Origin of the sequence: Flavitalea plasmicola (assembly GCF_030546645.1) — a bacterium.
Taxonomy (GTDB): domain Bacteria; phylum Bacteroidota; class Bacteroidia; order Chitinophagales; family Chitinophagaceae; genus Puia.
The window spans coordinates 1,036,133-1,057,972 of the sequence record NZ_JAUOTO010000003.1 but is presented as its reverse complement, the minus strand read 5'-3'; the positions used below and the strand labels follow the sequence as shown (position 1 = coordinate 1,057,972).

Here is a 21,840-nt window from a genome sequence, read left to right as displayed (position 1 = left end):
GTGCGTTAGGATTGCGTGTGAGCGTCAGCGATGGTGAGGGCGTCGCTGATGATGGCCAGCCCTTCGTCCACCTGTTCGCGGTTGATTGACAGCGGAGGTGCGATAAAGATATAGTTCCATCTGACAAAAGTGTACATTCCCAGCTGCCGGAGGCGGGCAGCCACCTGGTTCATTACCGTCATTTCATCCGGCTTCGCATTAAAGGGGGCCATCGGCTCTTTGGTAGTCCTGTTCTTTACCAGTTCTATGCACCCCAGGAGACCTGTGTTGCGGAAATCGCCTATGGACGGATGCCGTTGTTTAAGCACTTCCATGCAATGATCGATATAACGGCCCATTTCCGCTGCGTTTTCTATCAGGTGCTCGTCCTCATAGATCTTCAGCACTTCCACGCCGGCGGCGCAGGCTACGGGGTGAGCGGAATAGGTCAGGCCCAGCATAAGGGCGCGGTCATTGAAGTGATCGGCGATCTTATCTGTAACGATAAGGGCCCCCAGGGGAAGATAGCCGGCTGTGATGCCTTTGGCGGTGGCGATCATATCCGGAACGATGCCGTGTAATTCTGCCGCGAACCATTTGCCTGTCCGTCCGAAACCGCTCATCACTTCATCCATGATGAGGAGAATGCCGTGCTGGTCGCAGAGCGCCCTGATCTTTTGCAGATAATCCGGCGGGTATTTGATGCAGCCCGAGCTGCCACTCTCGCCTTCCATCAGGATCGCCGCGACGTTCGCGGGACCTTCGAACTCGATGATCCGCTGTATATGACTTACGCATTCCCGGTGGCAGGAGGTGATCTCCTTGCCCCAGGGACAGCGGTAGCAATAGGGGTCTTCCACATGTACGACGTTCGGCATTTGCTGGGCGTCGGCCGCCAGCTTACGGGGATCGCCGCCCGCAGTCATTGCGCCGTAAGAGGCGCCATGAAAGGCCCGGTAGCGGGCAATGATCTTGTGCCGTCCTGTATACATTCTTGCCAGCTTGATGGCGTTGTCAATGGCCGTGGCGCCACACACCGTAAAGAGGGTCTTTTGCAGATTGCCCGGGGTGATCTCCGCCAGGCGCCGGCCCAGCTCGCCCCGGGCCCGGGTGACGCAGCTGGGCGTGACATAGCTCACTTCCTGCATTTGCCGGGCGACGGCGGCGGTGACACGCTGGTTGCCGTGACCGATGTTGACGTTCATCAGGCCGGAGGAAAAGTCCAGGTAACGTTTGCCATCATAATCGTAGAGGTAGACGCCTTCGGCATATTTGACGGCAATGGGGTTGATGCCTTTCTGTTTACTCCAGGAGAAAAGGGTGTAGTCCAGGTTGTCTTGCAGGATCTCCTGGGTCTCGGACATAGTAGGTGCGCTTGAGGCCATATGCGGTTTTATTTAAGATAAAGTTTTTAAAATAAATTAGCTCATCCAGTTAATGCCTGCTTCCGGATTCCATTTCACAGTGCTTTTCTTCAACCTGGTCCAGAATTCGATGGAGCTTTTGCCCGTGATGTCGCCCACACCGAACTTGCTTTCGTTCCATCCTCCGAAAGAGAAGGGTTCGCGGGGCACGGGGACACCCACGTTCACGCCCACCATACCGGCGGAGGCACGGTCAATGACGTAACGGGCGTAGCCGCCGTTCTGGGTGAATACAGCCGCGGCATTCCCATAGGGATTGGCGTTCTCGATGGCTAGGGCTTCGTCCAGGGTATCCACGCGCATAATGCTGATGACGGGGCCGAAGACCTCTTCGCGGGCGATGGCCATGTGGGGTTTTACTCCGTCGATGACGGTGGGGCCTACGTAGGTGCCTTTGTCTTTTCCTTCAACAGTGGCGCCGCGGCCGTCGACGAGGACTTTTGCTCCCTGCTGTTCGGCCTCGGTGATATAACGCTCGATCCTTTCTTTCGCTTCGGCATTGATGACTGCTCCCAGGTTGCGGCCAGGGATGATGCGGCGGGCCTCTTCACAGATCTTTTCTATGATATGGTCTATTGCGCCCACGCCGATCATAGCGGAAGCGGCCATACAGCGTTGTCCCGCGCAGCCGCTCATGGAAGCGGCCACATTCTGGGCCGTCATTTCGGGTTTCGCATCCGGCAGCACCAGCAGGTGATTTTTTGCGCCACCCAGGGCCAGGCAACGTTTAAGGTTATTCGTAGCGCGGCGATAGACCAGCTTGGCCACTTTTGTCGAGCCTACGAAGGAGATGGCTTCGATGCCGGGATGGTCGCAGATGGCCTCTACTACTTCGCTGTCGCCATTGACGATATTGAACACACCTTCCGGCAGCCCGGCTTCCTGCAGTAGTTCGGCCAGCCGCACAAGGCTGAGCGGAACTTTCTCGGAGGGTTTTATGATCATGCAGTTGCCCAGCGCCAGGGCATTGGGCATGGTCCAGTTGGGCACCATGGCAGGGAAGTTGAAGGGGACGATGGAGGCGACGACGCCCAGGGGAGGATGTTCCGTACGGCATTCCACGCCCTTGCTCACTTCCAGCACCTCACCCGTCACCAGCTGGGGCAGGGAGGTGGCAAATTCGGTGAGCTCTACGCATTTCTCTATCTCGGCGACGGCCTCGCCCAGTGTCTTACCATTCTCTTCACTGACCAGGGCGGCCAGATCCTGCATATGCTTCTCCAGTAAATGCCTGTACCGGAACAACACCTGGACTCTTTCCTTGATGGGGGTCCTGCTCCAGGCAGGAAAGGCGGCCTGTGCGGCTTTTACCGCCAGGTCGAGGTCGGCCGCGGAGGAGCAGGGCATTTCGGCCAGGAAGGAGCCGTCAAGGGGAGAGATGACGGACATGCTCCGTCCGGGGACATCAATGAAGGCGCCCCCCACGAAATTCTTCAGGCGGCCATATTTGGGAAGGGCTGACGCCGGACGTGAAGTCCGGGCTTCATCGGCTGTATGAGAGGTAGCTGTTGCCATAATCGTTTATTGTATGTACAATATAACGAAAAATGGGCAATTCGAGCCAGGTAGCCATTAGCTAGTGCTTACGCTTAGCGACGACAAGGACCTCAAATGTACCCGGCAGCGACCGAAGCTTTTCACCCATGCCGCCTTTTTCCATTTCGGCAGCAGGAAGGAATATCCTGTGCTCTTTTTCGTCGATGGCCAGGGTGCGGGCGCTGCGCCTGGTAGGGACATTGGCAATTACCTGGAATGATGATGGGGAGCTTTCATGGACAACGGTCAGCAACCCTTCTCCGCAGGAGGCGAAAATATCTTTTAGCCGGGAATCGAATACGACGCCGTCGCAGCCATCTGCAATGGGAAGCTTTGCCAGGATATTGCCCGTACCTGCGTCCATTACCATGAGCCATTTGTCGCAACCCGCAAAAAGTCTTTTGTTCTTTCTGTCGATGGCCAGTCCTGTGGGTCCGTCACCCGGAGCCAGCGACCAGTTGGCGAGGATGCTCTTATGGACCATGTCCACCACGGTGATCTCATTCTTATCCTCTATGTTGACAAAGAGTCTGCCGGCCTCGTCGGAGACGGCGGTCTCGGGCTTTCCGTCCAGGAAGATGGTGGCGATGACCTGCTCTGTTGCGGGATCGATGACGCTGAGGTCATGGCTGCGCCCATTGCAGGTGACGATCGTCCTGGTGAACGGCTCGAAAAGAATGGCATCGGGGTTCTGTCCCGTGGGGATCTGGTTCAGGACCCGTCCTGTTCTTATTTCAAAGACGCTGACGCTGTTGGTGCGGCCATTACTCGTGTACCCCTTGCCGAGGGCTTCACAAAAGGCGATGCCATGGACGCCGGGGGTATTCGGGATGACACCCACGGAGTCGCCTTTTTTTTTGTCCAGGATCACCACATGGGTGCCATGGGAAACGTATAGTTTATTGTCAGGCCCTGTGGCGATATAATCCCATCCGCCGGGACTTCCGATGCGGAATGTCTGGATCAGCTGGAAGGAATGCGTTTGGGCCCTTACAGCTGAGTTGAGCAATATGAGCAAAAATACTGAAGACAAATAGGAACGTAGGCAAGGCATATGGGGTGGGTTTGTTTAGGCATAGGTCAACCATTATCGGGCAGCGCCGGCAACTCCTTCGGCTCTTCCTTCTCTTTCCGGAATTCCAGCTTTCCGAATTTGTAGGTAAAGTTAATGCCAAATGACCGGTAAGGCACCTGCTGCAGCGTATTTAACCTAAAATTTGCACCCGTGACAGTAGTCTCCTGGCGCACGCTGGACGCGAAGGGGTTAGTGGCGGAAAAGGCGATGCTGCCTTTTTTATTCCAGATCTGTTTGCGGAAAGCAAAGTTATAGGAGGTAAAAGAGGGATATTTCCCCTGGAGCTCATTGCGGGGTGAATTGAAATTGCCGAAGAACTCCAATATAAAGGTATTGCTGAGCTGGTAAGCGGCATTCATGTTGAGGCGGTAATTAAAGCTGGTGACGTTGCCCCCGCCCAGGCTGCCAGTGGTGATATACCTGTCGAAAAAGGAAAGGTTACTGCGGATATTGAGCTTCGGGCCGATGGGAACGGAGCCGTAAATATTCAATCCGTAGTTGTTTTCCGAGCCCACGTTCATCGGCACGCTGACGGAGGTGTTGGCGTAAACCGAATCGCCGATGCTGTATTCCGGATAGTAGGTTACGAAGGGCTGGATGTCATGCTGACTGCCGCGATAGAACAGGACGACGTTCAGGGCGCTGCCTTTCTCAAAGGATTTACTCCAGGTGATATCGATGTTGTTGCCGATCTCAGGCTGCAGGTAAGGATTGCCAGTGACGATGTTCTTCGGGTCGCTGGCATTTATATAAGGATTGAGGAACCTGTAGTTCGGTCGCTGGATCCTTTTAGTATACGCTATTTTGACCGTTTGCTCATTTTCAAAGCTATGAGAGAGGATGAGGGAAGGAGCGAAAGTATTGTAGCCGGGAATACGGGTGCCGGCCGCCTTGCTGAATTCGGCATCGGTCTCCGTGCGTTCGTACCTGATCCCGCCTTTGACGTCCAGCCATTTGAAAAGGGGCAGGGCAAGGGAAGCATAGCCGGCATATACGTGACGGCCATACGAAAGCGCATTGGATTGGCCGCTGTCGTAGGCATAGTTGCCGGAGGAGGGGATCAGCGTGTTCACAGTGGAAGCGCTGCTGATCTGGCGGATCTGTACCCTGCCGCCCGTCTCCAGTTTTATATTCCCACCCAGCGGTTGGACGTAATCGAGGCGAAAGTTCGTCTCGTGATCATATCCGTTGCTGTTGCTGTTGGACCCGGCATAGGTGGAATCACCTGAAGGCAGGCTTTGCGCCTGGTGGTAGGCCGAGTGATTGTTGCCATAGCTGCCGTCATAGGATATGGTCAGTTCCCGATCTTCCTGTGGAAATGTCCTTTTATAATTAAGGCTGTAATCCAGGGAATGTCCCTGGAAGCGGCTGCCGGAGCGTACGCGGGAACTGAAGTCCGTGAGGGGAGCGCCGGTGGCACTGACCGTTTCGGTTTGTTGCTGGAGATAGGAGCCGTCATTGGTGTTGCCGAAATTATCATATCCTATGTTGCCGGAGAGGGTATTGCGGTGATCGATGCTCCAGTCGAAGCCCAGGCCGGATTCGTAACCCTGCCGGTTGAATTTGCTGCTGCCCTGTTGCTGCAGCCTGTCTTTTGTACCTGCAGCCGTGTCATCCGATTGGCGGTCGGAGCTGTTGATCCTGGTGGAGCGCAGCTGTGCATTGCCACTGAAGAAGGCGTTCATACCGAAGTTGCCGTGGCGGGCGTTCAGGTTCAGCGAGCCGTTTTCCAGGCGGCTGCCCGCCGTTAAGCTGATATTGCCGTTGATGCCCCGGAGCTTGTTTTCTTTCAGGATGATGTTGATGATACCGCCGGTGCCTTCCGCATCGTACCGGGCGCCGGGGCTGGTGATGACCTCGATGTTCTTTATCTGGCTGGCAGGGATCGTCTGGAGTGCGTCGGCCAGGTTATTGCCGAATATGCTGGAGGGCTTGCCGTTGATGAGGAAAAGGATATTCGAGTTGCCTTGCAGCTGGACATTGCCGTCCACGTCAACGGACACCATCGGCACTTTTTTCAGGATATCGGTGGCGACGCCCCCCTGGGAAGTGATGTCTTTTTCTGCGTTATAGACCATCTTGTCTATTTTATTCTCCACGAGCCCTTTCGAGGCAGTGACGGTGACGGACTGAAGGGCTTCCGGTCTTTTCGATAGCAACAGGTCACCGAGAGAGATATTGATGGTTTTGCCATCCAGGGTCAGGGAGCCGGTGGACCGGGGCTGATAGCCGATGAACCCGATGGTAAGCGTATAGTTGCCCGGTGTAATGCCGTCGAGGGTAAAAACGCCTTTCGTATTGGAGGTGGCGCCATTCAGGGGCTTGGTATTACCCGTTGCATACAGGGTAATGGTGGCGTATTCCACGGGATTTTGTGTAGTTGAGTCGAGGATACGGCCTGTGATCCTGCCCTTGCCGGCGGAAGCCGCCTGCTGGGCTGTAAGGGACAGTGAAAAGAAGATCGCAGCGATCAGGAAGCTAAGGAATTTCATGGGCGCAAATTACCGTGCTATTCTGATGAAATTCTGTATCCTGCAACTCAATTTCCGGCTAGCTCACTCTTTTACCATGCAGCAGCATGTCGACGGCCTGGTCCAGGGAGCCGGCACGGGTGATGGCGCCTGCATTGACAAAGAAGATCTCGTCGGCATTCTCGATCGTATTGAGGCGATGCGCGATAATGACCCGGGTGGTGGTATCCGGCAGTTTATGCAGGATGTCTTCCAGCATTTTTTCCGTAACGGTGTCAATATTGGCGGTCGCTTCGTCAAGGATGAGGAGCTCCGGGTTACGGAGCACGGCACGCATGAAGGCGATCAGTTGTTTCTGGCCCAGGCTGATGCCGTCGCCGCCGGAAGTTACGGGAGTTTCAAGTCCCGTATCGAAGCGGGATAATAACGTCTGCAGGTTGGCTTTCTCGATCACCGCAGTCAGCGCTTCATTGGAGAGATCGCGATATTGCTCATTACCATAGAGGATATTATCCTTTACGGTACCGGAAAACAAGAAGGGTTCCTGCAGAATGAAGCCTATTTTACGGCTCTTTTCTGCGGGCGTATAGGACCGGAGGTCTTTCCCGTTCAGGAGGATGCGCCCTGCAGTAGGATCATAGAGACGAGCAATAAGGCTGGCAGTGGTGGTCTTGCCGCCGCCGGTGGGGCCTACCAGGGCGTAGGTTTTTCCTTTCTCCAGCCGGAAGCTGTTGTTATGGAGGACTTCCGTGCCATCGGGATAGTGGAAGGATACATGCTGGAATTCCAGAAGCGCGGGTGTGGCTGAGGTGGGAGCCGCGCCTGCAACGGAAAGGTCAGACGTATGGGGGAAAGTGGCAAGGTCGGATTCCAGGTTCAATATCTGGGAAATACGGTCCCAGGCGGCAAGCGCTACCTGGAAACTGGCCCAGAGTGCCGCCATCTGACGCAGCGGGTCATAGAAGTTAGTGACGTATGCGAAAAAGCTGATAAGGAAGCCGGTGGTAAAGTTACCGGTGGTTATAAGGTAAATACCATAGGTCAGCATAATGAGCTGCCCGAGGCTGGATGCCAGGCTATAAACGGGCATAAAGATATTGTTGGCCAGGCCCGCTTTTATCGCAGATGAATATTGATCCTTGTTGGCTTTGGCAAAACGATTTCTGAAGTAGTCACGGCGGTTGAACGCGATGATGACCTTGAAATTATCCAGGCTTTCCTGGATCTCGGCGCTGAGGCCACCCACGCTTTTCAGATTGGCGGCATTTTTACGTTTGACCCAGGGGGTGATCACCTTAGTAAAGACCCACATTAGCAGGGCAGGGGAAAGCGTGGCAAGGCCCAGGCGGAAGTTGAGCACCAGCAGGGCGATGGCGGCCCCCGTAATGATAAATATACTGGAGACAAATTGCATAAGGGACTGGGAAAAAAACTGGTTGATCTTGTCCGTATCGCTGTTTACCCGGGAGATCAGGTCGCCGGCCTTATTCTGTGCGAAAAAGGCATTCGGCAATTCCTGCAGCTTATTGAACACGGTATTGCGAAGCTTGAACAGCAGGTGCTGGCCAAAGCTGCCCATGAGGATAGTGCGGAGATAGACGCAGACCAGCACCCCGCCGTAGATCAGCAGCAGCCAGCCGCAGTTTTTCAATATGCCGCCGAAATCCTGGCTGTTGCGGATATATTTATCGATGGTCTGGCCGATGATATAGGGTCCCAGCATGGTAAGACCGGAATAGGACAGAATGGCGATCAGCGCCCATATCAATACGCTGCGCTTTTCGGGCAGCAGGTTGATCAACTTGCCCAGGGCCTTCCAGTTGGAGGTCTTTTTGGGCTGCTGGCCCGCAATAGCATTAAGATTGTAGTTCGTGTTGCTCATAATGACTGGTGCTACGTTGTGATTGATAGATCTGAACATATTCCGGGCAGGTATCCATAAGTTCCTGGTGCGTGCCGGAAGCAATGAGTTCACCTTCCATCAGCAGAATTATCTGATGATAGTCTTCGATGGAGGCGATCTTTTGGGTCACCGATAGCAGGGTAATGCCCGGATAGTTACGGCGAACATTCTCCAGGATCTTCTGTTCGGTGCTGGCATCCACACGGGCGGTGAAGTCATCCAGCAGCAGCACCTGCGGATTGATGGCCAGGGCACGGGCCAGCATGATCCGTTGTTTCTGGCCGCCGGAGAGACTGGTCCCTCTTTCGGAGACGACGGTCTCCAGTTTTTCGGGAAGAGCGTCTATGAAATCATGGAGTTCTGCTGTATCGATGGCCTTCTGCATGTCTTCTTCCTTAACCATCTCATTAAAGGCGATGTTCTCCCGGATGCTCATATTGAAGATGATGCTGTCCTGGAAAACAAACCCTATTTGTTTGTGCAGCGTTTCTTTTTCATAGTCGGCAATGGGATGGCCGTCATATTCGACGGTCCCTGCATCAGGGCGGGTGAGTGCGGTGAGCAGGTGCAGCAGCTGCGTCTTGCCCGCAGCTGTGGGACCGATGATAGCCGTTCGGGAGCCTGCGTCGACAGTAAAGGAAATATCTTTCAGCACCGTCTTCCCATTATAAGTCACCGTTATATCCTTCACGTTGATCTCGCCTTTCAATGCCGTTTTCAATGTTCCCGTCTCCACCGGATCGGGCGCATTGAGGACACCGTTGATACGGGCATAGGACGCCTGGGCCTGGGCGATGACATTGCTCATAAACCCGATGATCAGAATGGGAAAGATCAGCATGGCCAGATAATTATTGAAAGCGGAGAAATCACCCAGCGACATAGAACCCGTGATGACAAAATGCCCGCCCAGGGCCAGGATGGAGAGGGTCGCCATGTTGGCCGTAAAGATAATGACAGGGATGAGTGAGGCGAAAAGCCGCAGGATGCTCAACCCGATCCCCATCGCTTTACTATTGGCATCCAGGAATTTATTATACTCCAATTGCTGGGAATTGACCACCCGGATGATGGCCGCCCCCAATATGCTTTCGTTGATCACCTTGTTAAGCCGGTCGATAACCTCCCGCGACTTAAGGAACAAAGCCCTGACCTTTCGCAGCACTATAAAAAAGGTAATACCTATAATAGGGATGATGGCGATGACGATAAGCCCCAGCTTCCAGTTGATGGTCATCACCAGGATACTGACCCCGATGATGGTCACCAGCGATGAGAGGATGGATACGATGGCCTGGGCCACATACATCTTGATCGAGTCGACGTCAGCCGTCAGATTGGTCAGCAGGGCCGATGGGTTTACCTTCTGCAGGAACTCATAGCTCTGTCTGGAGATCTTTTCCGACAGACGGGTCCGCAGGTCGCGGGCTACTCTTTCAGAAGCGAAGGTCTGTACAATACTTTGCAGATAGGCAAAGACAAAGACGCCTATAGTCACTGTCAGGAATTTGACGACGATATGGTGCATGTCCAGTTGACGCTTGTCAAATCCGTCGATGGCGGAGCCGATAATTTTAGGCAGCGCCAGGCTAAGGCCATTGCTCAGGAAGGCTAAAAAGGCTAGCAGGGCGATCAGCCCCCTGTAAGGTTTCAACAGGGAGGACAATCCAGGTCCTTTAGGTGGTCTTTTTGTCTTTTCCATGGGGTGTAAAATTAGGAAAATAAGGACAGGAGCGAAGGGCTGAAGGTCTAATGACCCGAAAAGGCCGGTGAAAGGGGGGGATACGCCGGTGAACCGTGGACCTATTATTAAAATGGCGCAAACGTTTGCGAGGGGTTTATAAGGGCAAGGAGTAGAAAATCTCCGTACATTGGAGTCAGGTATGACCACGGACGCTGCTTATATTCTTTTCGAAAGACTCTCCCTGGGTGAGGATGAGGAGGCCCTTGCGGGGCTGCACCACCTGTATTTTTACCGATTGTATAAGCTGGCTTGTTCCATCGTAGGGGAAAAGGAGGCTGCCGAGGAGATCGTGAACGATGTATTTCTGCGGATCTGGCAGCGGAGGCCTCTCTTGAAGGCGGTGGTCAACCCGGAGCTCTACCTCTTGAAATGCGCCCGGAACAGATCATTGGAGTTCCTCCGGTCCCAAAAGTCTTCTGTTCGCCTGGCGGAGGATGAACTGCATGATTTCCCTGTTCAGTGGGAGGTGAGTCCGGAGCAGCTGCTGATCTCCTCGGAGATGGTACGTTATATTAATAAGGTCATCGACCAGCTGGCGCCGAAATGTAAGCTGATATTTCTCCTGGTGAAGGAAAGCAATCTCAGATATAAGGAAGTGGCGGAGCTGCTGAATATTTCCGTCAAGACCGTCGAGGCTCAAATGAGCATTGCGCTGAAGAAGATCGGCCATGCGGTGCCTCTCACTTTTCTCCAGCATTAATTTTTCGTAAATTTTTTACACAGGCTTTTAGGGGTAAATGATCTTTTCTGCATCAGCCTTTGTGATGGCAGACAAAAGACTATGGGAATTACTGGCTAAGCAGTATGACGGGCAGCTCACGGAAGAAGAGCTCCGGGAATTGCATCTGTTGTTGCAGGAACGGCAGGACACGATGCCCTATGGTGAGCTGCTGTCGGAGCTGAAGACGCTTGCTTTCCGGCCTTCGGCGGAGGATATGGCAGCCAGGAATAATAGTTTGTCGGCCATTATGCAGCAGGTGCGGGGGACGTCTGCACCGGCCGAAGAAGAGGCGCACATCGCCGGACGACCGGGCAGGAGCAGGATGTTTGCAGGGGCAGCGGTGATGCTGGTGGTCGCGGTGGTAGCCGGTATCGTCTTTAAGAAAACAGGGAACGCGTCCGGCACCGGTGCGGAGCCTTATGACAGGATCGTTACGAAAACGGGCTCTAAAACGCTGATCAACCTGCCGGACAGCAGTACAGTGGTGCTGAACAGCGCCTGTCAATTCGCCTACAACAAGGATTTCGGAGTGAGGAAGCGGGAGATGCGCCTGACGGGGGAAGCTTTTTTCGATATACACAGCAATCCCGATATGCCGCTGGTGGTGCATGCGGGCAATGTCATCATCCGGGTGCTGGGGACGGCATTCAACGTGCGGGCTTATGCGGAAGATTCTTTTGTGGAGGCCACCCTGGTGAGAGGCGTCATCGAGGTCAGCCTGCGATCGGACCCGGAGCGGAAGATCCTGTTAAGACCCAATGAAAAGATCGTTATCCGCAACCAGGTAATGATGGCGGCGCCCTTGACGGACAGCGGCAAGGCGAAAAGTCGCGACGAGGTGATCCGGGTGACGCAGGTGGAGGCGGATCCCAAAGACAGCAGCTATATTGAGACAGCCTGGTTGAAAGATAAGCTGGTATTCAGGAAAGAGTCCTTTGCTTCGCTGGCCAGGCGAATGGAGCGATGGTACCAGGTGCATATCGTGTTTACCGACACCAGCCAGCAGTCCTTGCTTTTTACGGGTTCCTTTGAAAAAGAAACGGTGGGAGAAGCCCTTGAGGCTTTACGTCGTTCCGCCTCTTTCGCCTATGATATAAATGGTAAGACCGTCGTGATCACCGGGAGTAAATAAAAACACACAATATGTCTTCATGATGAAAGAAGGCCTGTAAATGAAAAGAGAGGTGATTGCGCCACCTCTCCGGAGTTACCAACAGGCAGTTGAAAGCCTATTACTAACTTAATCAAACCAAAGGTATGCATTTTACCAGAACAACTGTTCCCGGGCGACTTATTGCCCGGCGTAAACTACTGTTTATTATGAAAATAACAGCTTTATGCATGGTGTTGGCCGGGGTCCATCTTTCCGTATGGGCCTTTTCCCAGAAGACGATCAGTCTCACTGTCAACAAAGAGCCGCTGTCCAATGTACTGTCGCTGATAGAGCAAAAGACCGGCTACCGCTTCCTCTACCAGTATAAAGATCTCTACGAGACAAAAGTGGTCAGCCTGAAGGTCGAGGAGGCGCCGCTCGAGTATGTGCTTTCACTTGTATTGAAGGGAACGGGGCTTGATTATTCCATCAACAGCAATCATCTTATTGTGCTGAGCGAGGCTTCCTCTTCCGTGGCAGTCGCGGCGGATCCGGTGACGGGCATCATACGAAATGAACGGGGAGAGCCTTTATCTAATGTATCTGTCCTGATCAGGGGAACTTCGAAAGGCACACAGACGAACGGGAAGGGCTATTTCAACCTACCCGCGTCGGAGGGCGACACCTTACAGTTCTCCTTTGTAGGATATGAGACGCAATGGGTGAAGGTAGACAGACGGTCGACCTTTGTCATCATCCTGAAGGAATCCAACCAGCAGATAAATGAAGTGGTAGTGGTAGGCTACAGCGACAAGCGAAAGAGCGAGCTGACCAGCGCTGTTACGGTGGTGTCGGCGGAAAAACTAAAGGATGTGACGACCAATGACATAGGGTCGATGCTGCAGGGCAAGGTAGCTGGTCTGCAGGTGGTGAACAGCTCCGGCGTACCGGGCGCCGCCGCAGAGATCAGGCTGCGGGGCGTCTCTTCCGTGAATGCTTCCCAGAGCCCTTTGTTCGTAGTGGATGGGATCATTGGCGGCAACTATGACCCCAATGATGTGGAAAACGTGACAGTGCTGAAGGACGCGGGGGCCACGGCCATGTATGGATCACAGGCCAATGGCGGAGTGATCATTATTACGACAAAAAAAGCGGCTGCCGGAAAGACCCGGTTTGAAGTGAAAGTGACGCAAGGGATACGTACGCCTGATTTCGGCGAGATGAAGATGATGTCGGGCAGCCAGCTGTACAACCAGCAGAAGGAGTATTACCGGGATTATATTCCCACGGACACCGGCAATTCCTTTAAGATAGATATCCTGAAATTCTATGGCGAAAGGCCGTTGAGCCTGCGCGACAGGAACTACAATTGGCTGACGACGACCTTCAGGCATGCACCGATGACCAACCTGTATGCATCGGCCAGCGGGAGGACAGAGAAAGCGGACTATTATGTAGGCTTGTCCTATTACAATGAAAAGGGGACATTCCTGAACACGAAATACCAGCGCCTCAACCTTCGCGCCAACAGCACGTATCATTTCAACAAAGCCATTGCCGTCACCAACAATATCAATATCAGCGGGACGACAGGCAAGAGCTATGATTACAACGATGTGTACAATGCTTATCTCAATTTACCCTGGGACAATCCATATGACAGCACAGGCAGGCCGGTGTATGTGGATGGCAGCTCCACCTTCAAATGGTGGTCGAGGGATAAGGTGAATCCCATCCATACTATTCAGAACTCCAATCACCCGTACAAAAATTTCGATGCGAACTATGACCTCAACGCCAATGTGACGTTGACGCCCTGGTTGTCCCTGGCGAGCACCAACCGGGTGTCGGCTGCCTATTTCAAGAGTACCACCTACTTTTCGCCGCTCACGGCAGGACAGTATCATGGGAATGGCTATCTCAGCGAGATGAACACCTTTAATTATGGCTACATCTCCAATGACCTCCTGAAGTTCAATTTCAACCTCGGCCCTCACAGGATCAGCGGACTTGCCGGAGTGGCGTTCGAAGGCAGCCATACGGAGCTCAACGGGGCGGCGGGCAAGGGCCTGCCGGTAGGGCTGCAGGTGTTGAATACGGTGTCCAACAGCCAGGTAGTCAGCGGCAGCAATGACCAGGCCACGCTGGTGTCCTATATTTCGCAGGTGAACTATAGTTACCTGGACAAATATTTCCTCACGGGCTCTTACAGGGTGGATGGCTCCTCTGCCTTTCCTTCCAGCCATCGTTATGCGCGTTTCCCCGCTGTCAGCGCCGGCTGGCTATTGAGCAAGGAGGATTTCCTGGCGAACAGCCGGCTGGTGAGCAACCTGAAGCTGCGGCTGAGCTATGGCATCACGGGCACGCAGGACATCGGCTCCTCCCGTTACCTGGGGTTATACTCCCTCTCCAGCCAGTACAATTCGCTGATAGCGGCGACCCCTTCCCAGCTGCCCAGTCCGGACCTTACCTGGGAAAGCAAGCATCAATGGAATGCGGGTGTCGACCTGGGATTGTTCAAGCGGGTGGACCTGACGGTGGATGTATATAATAATATCACCCGGAACCTGCTGCTGCAGGTATCACAGCCTTTGTCCGTGGGCTTTGAGAGCAGGTGGGAAAACAGGGGAGAGATCGCCAATAAGGGTATAGAGATAGGGCTGAGCACCCTGAACATCACTACGCATGATTTCGAATGGCGGACGGATTTTTCCATCAACTGGAATACCAATAAGCTGCGGCAATTCCCTGCTGTCAGCATCAGTACACAGTCTACCTGGGGTATTTCCCAGATCTACCGCAACGGGGGCAACCTTTATGAGTTCTATATGCCGAAATGGATGGGTGTGGACCCGCAGACAGGGGCGCCTTTGTGGGAGCAGATCACGAAAGATGCGGCGGGAAAAGTCATCTACAGACAAGCGACTTCGAACTATGACAGTGCGACGTACCAGGAAGCAGGAAGCCCGCTGCCGAAGTTCCAGGGTGGTATGACCAACTCTTTCCGCTATAAGGGGATTACGCTGAGCGTCAATGCCTATTTCCTCTCGGGCAACAAGATCTTCAGCAATGCCCTGCGTTTTGTGGAGAACGATGGCAGCGAACCTTACTATAACCAGGCGGTTCTTCCAAAGGGCTATAAGGTGTGGACGAAGCCGGGTGATATTGCGTCGGAGCCCAGTCCTCAGAACGCCAATAATTCCACGCAGACGTCTACCAGGTATCTGAAGGACGGATCTTTTCTTGCTATCCGGAACGTGACGCTGTCATACGACCTGCCGAAAGTAGTGATCCGTAAGCTGAAGCTGGATGGGGTCAGGGTGTCGTTGTCGGCGGACAATGTTTACCGGGCGACGAAGTTCTTCGGCCAGGATCCGCAGACCACCATTACGCCCGGCCTGTATGTGATGCCCGGTGTATCGGATTTCAAGTATCCCAACAACCGGCAGTATCTCTTCAACATCGATTTCAGGTTCTGATAAAAATATTATACCATGCAAAAGAAATTATTCTGGATAGTATCCCCCTTACTGTTGCTGCTGGCGTCCTGTGTCAAGGACGTTACGCCCAGCGATGCCATTACCACGGCTACGTTGACCAACTCCCCCGAGGGATTGAAGAATGCGGTGAATGGAGCGTATGCGCTTTTTAAGGACCATGTTGCCTTTGCCGGTTCGACGGATGATAATAATATGTATCTGCGGCAGTATTTCCAGGCGTCTGATTTTGCCAGTGATGACATTGTTTGCGGACAGACGACTACGGACGCCCTCTATTACAGCTTTTCGCTGGGTCATACTCCCACGCAGACGAATATGCGGTATTTCTGGTACATCTCCTATAAGATCATCAGCGACGTGAATACGGTGATAGCATCTGCGGAGAAAGTTGCCAGCCCGGATGCCGCCACCCGGCAGCTGCTGGGGGAGTGTTACTTCCTGCGCGCCTTCGCCCATTTCAACCTGGTCCGTTTTTATGCGATGCCTTATACCAACTCTCCCACGGGAGACGGCGTTATTCTGAGGACCTCCACCAGTGACCCGGCTTTGAAGGCAAGGGCTACGGTGCAGCAGGTCTACCAGCAGGTGATTGCCGATGCGGCAAAAGGGGCGGACCTGATGGTACAAAGCAGGGGGGTGCAATATGCCACCCGGGAGGCGGCCTGGGCCTTACTATCCAGGGCCTATCTGTATGAGGGGAACAATGACAGCACGATCTACTATTCCGATAAGGTGATCAACAGCGGAAATTTTACGCTTAGCACGGCGGCAACGTATCCCACGCTTTTCGCCAATGCGGCGGCAAGCCCGGAGACCATTTTCTGTATTGCCTTTACGGCGACGGATGACTATGGCAAATTCGGATCCATCGCCTCCATGATCTACTCGGACGGCAATTCCGGCTGGGGTGAAGAGTACGCATCGGCCTCTCTCAGGGACTCCATGGCGGCCCATCCCGAAGATGTACGCTGGAGCTATATCGTGCCGGACACCATCAATGGAGTGGTCCAGAAAAAGAACGGCATCGAGATCTATTATATCTCAAAATTTTCTTTCCAGGGAGGTAGTCCTACGCTGAGCTCGCCCGTCATGTTCCGGCTTGCCGAGATGTACCTGAACAAGGCCGAGGCGGAAGCGAAGGCAGGGCAAACAGCGGCGGCACTGGATGACGTGGATATGATCCGTAAGAACAGGGGGTTAAATGGAAGCCTTTATGGTGGTGTTGTACCTGCTGGCTATACGGCACTTGATCTGGTGCTGAACGAGCGGCGTTTCGAGCTGGCGTTCGAAGGACATCGTGCTTTCGATGTCTACCGCAACAAGCGCAGTATGAACAGGACGTACTGGGGATATCATCTGCCGGGGCTGAAGGAGACGGATATCGATCTTTCCAAAGAGCCAACGGGCTATGCGAACATGATCATCGCTCCGGACAATCCGAAGATCATCTATTACATTCCCATAGACGAGGTGCAGACCAATACGTTGTGTACGCAAAACAAATAAAACCCATCATCATGACACCTACCAAGATAACGCTTTATATACTGGCGGCTTGCTGCTGGCTTTGTTCCTGTAAGAAAGATACAGTCGCCCCTCCTGACGTCATTTACACGGTGAGCCTGGATGGCTATACCGTCACTTTCACCAATCAAACGGAAGGAGCGACCTCCTATCAATGGGATTTCGGCGACGGAGGAAGCTCCACCGACAAGAGCCCGGTTCATACCTATCCCGGCAAGGGGAAGTATGTACCTACCCTGTATGTCACGACGGCGGGCGGCGTAAAGGCGGAAGGCTCGACTGTCATCCATATTGCGAAGTCATCGGCGGTGAAGCTGGATGACAATACCTTGTCGGATTGGGATACCGTGGCGTACAATGCCATCACGCCGGGTGTCGACGGAGGGATCTTTACAAAAGCGAAATTCGATTACAACAGCGATAATGTCTACTTCTATTTTGAAATGACATCTACCGTCGCGGCAGGAGATATCTTCGATTTTTACCTGGATGCGGATAACAATCCTGCCACCGGCTACGTCACCGGGACCTGGCCAGGGGGCGGGTATGACGTACTTATCGAGGGCGCCATGCTGAACCAATGGTTCGATCCTTTCTATTTCTCCGGCGCCACACAGAACGCATGGGGCTGGAGCGGTGTCTCCGTAGCCGATTTTTACCAGATAGGCACGGTGGTACAGGACGGCGCCACACTGAAATTCGAAGGGGCATTGAAACGCAGCAAGCTAAAAGGGCTCACGGGAAAGGGCCTTCGGTTGGCGCTGACGGCTACGAAGAATGACTGGAGTAAAACCCTTGGTGAGATGCCCGACGAGGGATCCGCGCCGATATTCATTGATATGAGCGAATAAAACATTACCCATGAAGATCTATTCATTAATAGCCTTTTTACTGGTGGTCGGCTGCTGCTCCGTCCTTTCCTGTGACAAATTGGAAAAGCCCGTACTGTATACGCCTGTCCCTGTCGATACCATACATTATACGGCCAGCGATTCGGACTTTGCCAATCCTGAGCGGGGATTTTACCGCGCCACGGAAGTAAATGCGAATACTTATACGGCTTTGGATGCTACCCAGCTAAAAGCCTGGCGGACACTGCAGCAGGCAGATGGGGGCGGTGTTTATAAGATCTACAGCACGCTGGTTTTCCGGAGCATTGTGCTGGATGGCTTGACAGGGACGGCATTACCGGCCGACCTGCTGGACAAGATCAAAGCGGACCTGGCGGCTGCCCGTACGGCGGGGGTGAAGCTGATCCTCCGTTTTTCCTACACGACCACAACGCATGGCGGCAGCTGCCCGGAAGGAGGCATTTGCCCGCCTTACGGGGATGCCCCGAAGGCCATCGTCCTGCAGCACATTGCGCAGCTAAAACCTCTTCTGCAGGACAATGCGGACGTGATCGCCTGTATGCAGATGGGGTTTGTCGGCATCTGGGGCGAGAATTATTATACGGACTATTTTGGCGATCCTTCCTCGAATGGTCAGTCAAAGCTGCTGGACAGCAACTGGCGGGATAAGATCGAAGTGCTGAAAGCTTTACTGGGCGCACTGCCAGCCAGCCGTATGGTGCAGGTGCGTACGCCGCAGATGAAACAGCGGTATGTGTACGGCATTGATGCGCCCGTGACCTCGGCTGCTTTGACGGATGCAGAAGCATTTTCCGGCGAGGACAAAGCCCGGATCGGGATGCATAATGATTGCTTCCTTTCAGGCGTGGGAGATTACGGCACCTATGATGATTACGGCAATTCTTCCACGCCCCGGGGATCGGCCACTACCTTGCTGGAGGCTTATGCGCAGGCGGACAATAAATATACTGCGGTGGGCGGGGAGACCTGCGACGATACGTATAGCCCGCAAAATGATTGTGAAACGGCAGGAATGGCACAGACGGTGATGAGTGCCATGCATTACAGCTTCCTCAATTGTGCGTACAATAATGACGTGAACAATGACTGGGTGGACGGGGGATGTATGGAGAATATTAAAAAGAACTTAGGGTATAGGTTTGTCCTGGTGAGCGGGATCTATCCGGGTGTGGCCGTGAAGGCGGGTATGCAGTTCAAGCTAACCCTGAACCTGAGGAACGAAGGGTACGCCTCGCCCTATAACCAGCGGCCGGCGAGGCTGGTGCTGCGCGCGCGGGATGGAGGTAAAGGGTACGAATTCCCTCTTTCAGCGGATGTGCGTAAATGGTATAGCGGGGCAGTCGTGGTGAACGAGACCATTAGTACGGATGCCGGTATGTCCAAGGGCGTTTATGATCTGCTGCTCTATTTGCCGGACGCGGCTGCGTCCCTGGCGGGGCGTGCGGAGTATGCCATCCGGCTGGCTAATAAGGATACGTGGGAGGCGGCAACCGGGTATAATAAGCTGGGGGCGACCGTGACCATCAATTAGGAGGCGGGATGGGGCAGGATGGTGTCATTAAGTTTCTGTTTACAATTACAGGACTATATTTGCAAGTCCCTGACTGACCAAATGGAAGGGCCCTTACCAATATGCGTACGTCACTATTCGCGATCTTAGCCAGTCTTCCTGTATTTTCCTTTGCCCAGAGCGCTGCCGATGAAAACCTGGTCCAGTATGTACGGCCGATCATCGGAACCCAGCGGATGGGCCATGTCTATCCGGGCGCAACGGTGCCATTCGGCATGGTGCAGCTGAGTCCTGATACGGACACCATTCCTTATGAGATGAATGGGAAGTATAATCCGGATGTATATAAATACTGTGCGGGTTACCAGTATGACGATAAGACCATCGTCGGATTTAGTCATACGCATTTCAGCGGGACGGGGCATTCGGACCTGGGTGATTTTCTGATCATGCCGACGGTGGGTGAGCTGCAGCTGAATCCCGGTGTGGCGGATAAGCCGCGGAGCGGTTTCAGAAGCGCCTTCTCCCATGCGACGGAAGTGGCGGAGGCCGATTACTACAAGGTGAAGCTGGAGGATTATAACGTGCTGGCGGAACTAACCACCAGCGCCCGGGTGGGCATGCACCAGTATACTTTTCCTGCCACGGAACAGGCGCATATTATCCTGGACCTGATGAGCGGCATCTATAATTATGAAGATAAGAATGTCTGGACCTTTGTCCGGGTGGAGAATGATACACTGGTGACAGGGTGGCGGCAGACCAATGGCTGGGGCAGGACAAGAACGGAATATTTTGCGTTGAGCTTTTCCAAACCCTTTGTGCAGTATGGTGGCAGGAACTATAGTAGGAAACAGGTGTACCGGGGGTTCTGGGGTAAGTTTGACCAGAACCATAATTTCCCGGATATCGCCGGCAGGCAGATCCGCATGTATTTCGACTTCCATACGAAAGAGGGCGAACAGATCAAGCTGAAGATGGCGTTGTCTTCGGTCAGCACCGAAGGCGCCTTGTTGAATTTACGGACAGAAGTGCCAGGCTGGGATTTTCAGCGGGTGAAGCAGGAGGGACAAGCCTGGTGGAACCGCGAGCTGGGTAAGGCGCGGATCGAAGCAGGAAAGGATGAGAAGGAGAACTTCTATACCTCCCTGTATCATGCTTTTATCAACCCCACGGTTTATATGGACGTGGACGGCTCCTACCGGGGACTGGACCAGGTGAATCATAAGGCAGAAGGATTTACCAATTACACGACATTCTCCTTATGGGATACGCACAGGGCGCTGCATCCTTTGTTCAATATCCTGGAGCCGGCGCGGAATGCCGATATGGTCCGGAGCATGCTGGTGCATTATGATCAAAGCACACAGCATATGCTGCCCATCTGGTCCCATTATGCCAATGAGAACTGGTGCATGTCCGGCTACCACAGTGTGTCGGTGGTGGCTGACGCCATTGTGAAGGGGAATGCGCCATTTGATGCGAACAAGGCGCTGGATGCCTGTATCGCCACTTCGCAGCACCGGGATTTTATGGGTCTGGGCGCCTATATCGACAAGGGCTATGTCCCTGCGGAAGGCAGCGGCACTTCCGTGTCCAACACGCTTGAATATGCGTATGATGACTGGAGCATTGCCCAGGCGGCGGAGAAGCTGGGAAGAAGAGATGTGTATGCAGCTTATATGAAACGGTCGGAGAACTATAAGAACGTCTGGGACGCCTCCATAGGATATATGCGTCCCCGGATGGCCGATGGCAGCTTCAAAAAAGAGTTCGATGTGCTCAGCACCAATGATCAGGGCTTTATCGAGGGGAATGCCTGGAATTACTCTTTGTACGTTCCGCATGATCCGGCCGCATTGATCGCGATGATGGGGGGTAAGCAGCGTTTTGTCCGGCACCTGGATTCTTTGTTCACCATGGAGCTGCCGGATAAGTTCTTTGCGGAGACGGAGGACATCACAAGGGATGGCATCATCGGCAATTACGTACATGGTAATGAGCCTTCGCATCATGTGGCCTACCTGTACAACTGGACGGATCAACCCTGGAAGACGCAGGAGCGGGTGCGGATGATCATGAAGAAGCAATACCGCAATGCGCCCGACGGCCTGGGAGGCAATGATGACTGCGGGCAGATGAGCGCCTGGTATATTTTCAGCGCGCTGGGTTTTTATCCTGTAGCCCCCGGTTCCGACCAATATGCTTTGGGTAGCCCGGCTGTCAATGGCGCGGTGCTACACCTGGAGAACGGAAAGGAGCTCGTGATAGAAGCACAGGGCCAAAGCGAGAAGAACGTGTATGTAAAGAAAGTCGTGCTGAATGGCCAGCCGCTCAACCGGCGCTTTATCACCCACCAGGAGATCCTGGCTGGGGGAAAGCTGGTGTTTTATATGAGTGAAAAGCATTAGATTAGGCAGAAATAGGGTTTTTACGGTTGGAAATACAGCAAATATGTTATATTTTACTAATAACGAATTTGCATTTG

The 21,840-nt window shown here is 53.6% G+C and carries 13 protein-coding genes; 7 read left to right on the top strand and 6 right to left on the bottom strand.

Going from position 1 to position 21,840, the window contains the following annotated elements:
• Positions 1 to 5 precede the first annotated feature (5 nt).
• The 6 genes from Q4E93_RS14265 to Q4E93_RS14240 form a co-directional block, all read right to left on the bottom strand.
• Positions 6 to 1,364 (bottom strand): aminotransferase class III-fold pyridoxal phosphate-dependent enzyme, encoded by a 1,359-nt coding sequence (locus tag Q4E93_RS14265; RefSeq protein ID WP_303586259.1) that lies wholly within the window; start codon positions 1,362 to 1,364, stop codon positions 6 to 8.
• A 36-nt stretch (positions 1,365 to 1,400) separates the two neighbouring features.
• A complete protein-coding gene (locus Q4E93_RS14260; RefSeq protein WP_303586257.1) occupies positions 1,401 to 2,918 on the bottom strand; it encodes a CoA-acylating methylmalonate-semialdehyde dehydrogenase in 1,518 nt (505 codons plus the stop codon).
• 61 nt (positions 2,919 to 2,979) lie between these two features.
• Positions 2,980 to 3,993 carry a YncE family protein gene (locus Q4E93_RS14255; protein ID WP_303586255.1) on the bottom strand — a complete coding sequence of 338 codons (1,014 nt, stop codon included), beginning with the start codon at positions 3,991 to 3,993 and terminating at the stop codon, positions 2,980 to 2,982.
• A 26-nt stretch (positions 3,994 to 4,019) separates the two neighbouring features.
• Entirely contained in the window at positions 4,020 to 6,506 is a 2,487-nt protein-coding gene (locus tag Q4E93_RS14250; protein WP_303586253.1) for a TonB-dependent receptor domain-containing protein, read from the bottom strand.
• Between the two features lie 58 nt (positions 6,507 to 6,564).
• Positions 6,565 to 8,406: an ABC transporter ATP-binding protein gene (locus Q4E93_RS14245; RefSeq protein ID WP_303586251.1), complete on the bottom strand. Its 1,842-nt coding sequence runs from the start codon at positions 8,404 to 8,406 to the stop codon at positions 6,565 to 6,567.
• On the bottom strand, positions 8,342 to 10,090 hold the full coding sequence (locus Q4E93_RS14240) for an ABC transporter ATP-binding protein (RefSeq protein ID WP_303586249.1): 1,749 nt from the start codon (positions 10,088 to 10,090) through the stop codon (positions 8,342 to 8,344). The genes Q4E93_RS14245 and Q4E93_RS14240 overlap by 65 nt, the downstream gene beginning before the upstream one ends.
• A 181-nt stretch (positions 10,091 to 10,271) precedes the next feature.
• Here Q4E93_RS14240 and Q4E93_RS14235 point away from each other — a divergent pair, with 181 nt between their 5' ends.
• The 7 genes from Q4E93_RS14235 to Q4E93_RS14205 all read left to right on the top strand — a co-directional run bounded on the left by Q4E93_RS14235 (position 10,272) and on the right by Q4E93_RS14205 (position 21,763).
• The gene (locus Q4E93_RS14235; protein WP_303586247.1) at positions 10,272 to 10,832 is read left to right on the top strand and encodes an RNA polymerase sigma-70 factor; all 561 of its coding nucleotides are present in this window, start codon (positions 10,272 to 10,274) and stop codon (positions 10,830 to 10,832) included.
• A gap of 64 nt (positions 10,833 to 10,896) precedes the next feature.
• A complete protein-coding gene (locus Q4E93_RS14230) occupies positions 10,897 to 11,985 on the top strand; it encodes a FecR family protein (RefSeq protein WP_303586245.1) in 1,089 nt (362 codons plus the stop codon).
• A 188-nt stretch (positions 11,986 to 12,173) separates the two neighbouring features.
• Positions 12,174 to 15,425: a TonB-dependent receptor gene (locus Q4E93_RS14225; protein ID WP_303586243.1), complete on the top strand. Its 3,252-nt coding sequence runs from the start codon at positions 12,174 to 12,176 to the stop codon at positions 15,423 to 15,425.
• A gap of 15 nt (positions 15,426 to 15,440) precedes the next feature.
• The gene (locus Q4E93_RS14220) at positions 15,441 to 16,952 is read left to right on the top strand and encodes a RagB/SusD family nutrient uptake outer membrane protein (protein ID WP_303586241.1); all 1,512 of its coding nucleotides are present in this window, start codon (positions 15,441 to 15,443) and stop codon (positions 16,950 to 16,952) included.
• 11 nt (positions 16,953 to 16,963) lie between these two features.
• A complete protein-coding gene (locus Q4E93_RS14215) occupies positions 16,964 to 17,821 on the top strand; it encodes a PKD domain-containing protein (RefSeq protein WP_303586239.1) in 858 nt (285 codons plus the stop codon).
• 10 nt (positions 17,822 to 17,831) lie between these two features.
• The gene (locus Q4E93_RS14210; protein WP_303586237.1) at positions 17,832 to 19,373 is read left to right on the top strand and encodes a DUF4832 domain-containing protein; all 1,542 of its coding nucleotides are present in this window, start codon (positions 17,832 to 17,834) and stop codon (positions 19,371 to 19,373) included.
• Between the two features lie 101 nt (positions 19,374 to 19,474).
• Entirely contained in the window at positions 19,475 to 21,763 is a 2,289-nt protein-coding gene (locus Q4E93_RS14205; RefSeq protein ID WP_303586235.1) for a GH92 family glycosyl hydrolase, read from the top strand.
• Positions 21,764 to 21,840 lie beyond the last annotated feature (77 nt).

Coding starts and splice junctions, on each gene's coding strand:
- Q4E93_RS14265 (WP_303586259.1), bottom strand. CDS start 1,364: ATGGCCTCAAGCGCACCTACTATGTCCGAGACCCAGGAGATCCTGCAA.
- Q4E93_RS14260 (WP_303586257.1), bottom strand. CDS start 2,918: ATGGCAACAGCTACCTCTCATACAGCCGATGAAGCCCGGACTTCACGT.
- Q4E93_RS14255 (WP_303586255.1), bottom strand. CDS start 3,993: ATGCCTTGCCTACGTTCCTATTTGTCTTCAGTATTTTTGCTCATATTG.
- Q4E93_RS14250 (WP_303586253.1), bottom strand. CDS start 6,506: ATGAAATTCCTTAGCTTCCTGATCGCTGCGATCTTCTTTTCACTGTCC.
- Q4E93_RS14245 (WP_303586251.1), bottom strand. CDS start 8,406: ATGTTCAGATCTATCAATCACAACGTAGCACCAGTCATTATGAGCAAC.
- Q4E93_RS14240 (WP_303586249.1), bottom strand. CDS start 10,090: ATGGAAAAGACAAAAAGACCACCTAAAGGACCTGGATTGTCCTCCCTG.
- Q4E93_RS14235 (WP_303586247.1), top strand. CDS start 10,272: ATGACCACGGACGCTGCTTATATTCTTTTCGAAAGACTCTCCCTGGGT.
- Q4E93_RS14230 (WP_303586245.1), top strand. CDS start 10,897: ATGGCAGACAAAAGACTATGGGAATTACTGGCTAAGCAGTATGACGGG.
- Q4E93_RS14225 (WP_303586243.1), top strand. CDS start 12,174: ATGAAAATAACAGCTTTATGCATGGTGTTGGCCGGGGTCCATCTTTCC.
- Q4E93_RS14220 (WP_303586241.1), top strand. CDS start 15,441: ATGCAAAAGAAATTATTCTGGATAGTATCCCCCTTACTGTTGCTGCTG.
- Q4E93_RS14215 (WP_303586239.1), top strand. CDS start 16,964: ATGACACCTACCAAGATAACGCTTTATATACTGGCGGCTTGCTGCTGG.
- Q4E93_RS14210 (WP_303586237.1), top strand. CDS start 17,832: ATGAAGATCTATTCATTAATAGCCTTTTTACTGGTGGTCGGCTGCTGC.
- Q4E93_RS14205 (WP_303586235.1), top strand. CDS start 19,475: ATGCGTACGTCACTATTCGCGATCTTAGCCAGTCTTCCTGTATTTTCC.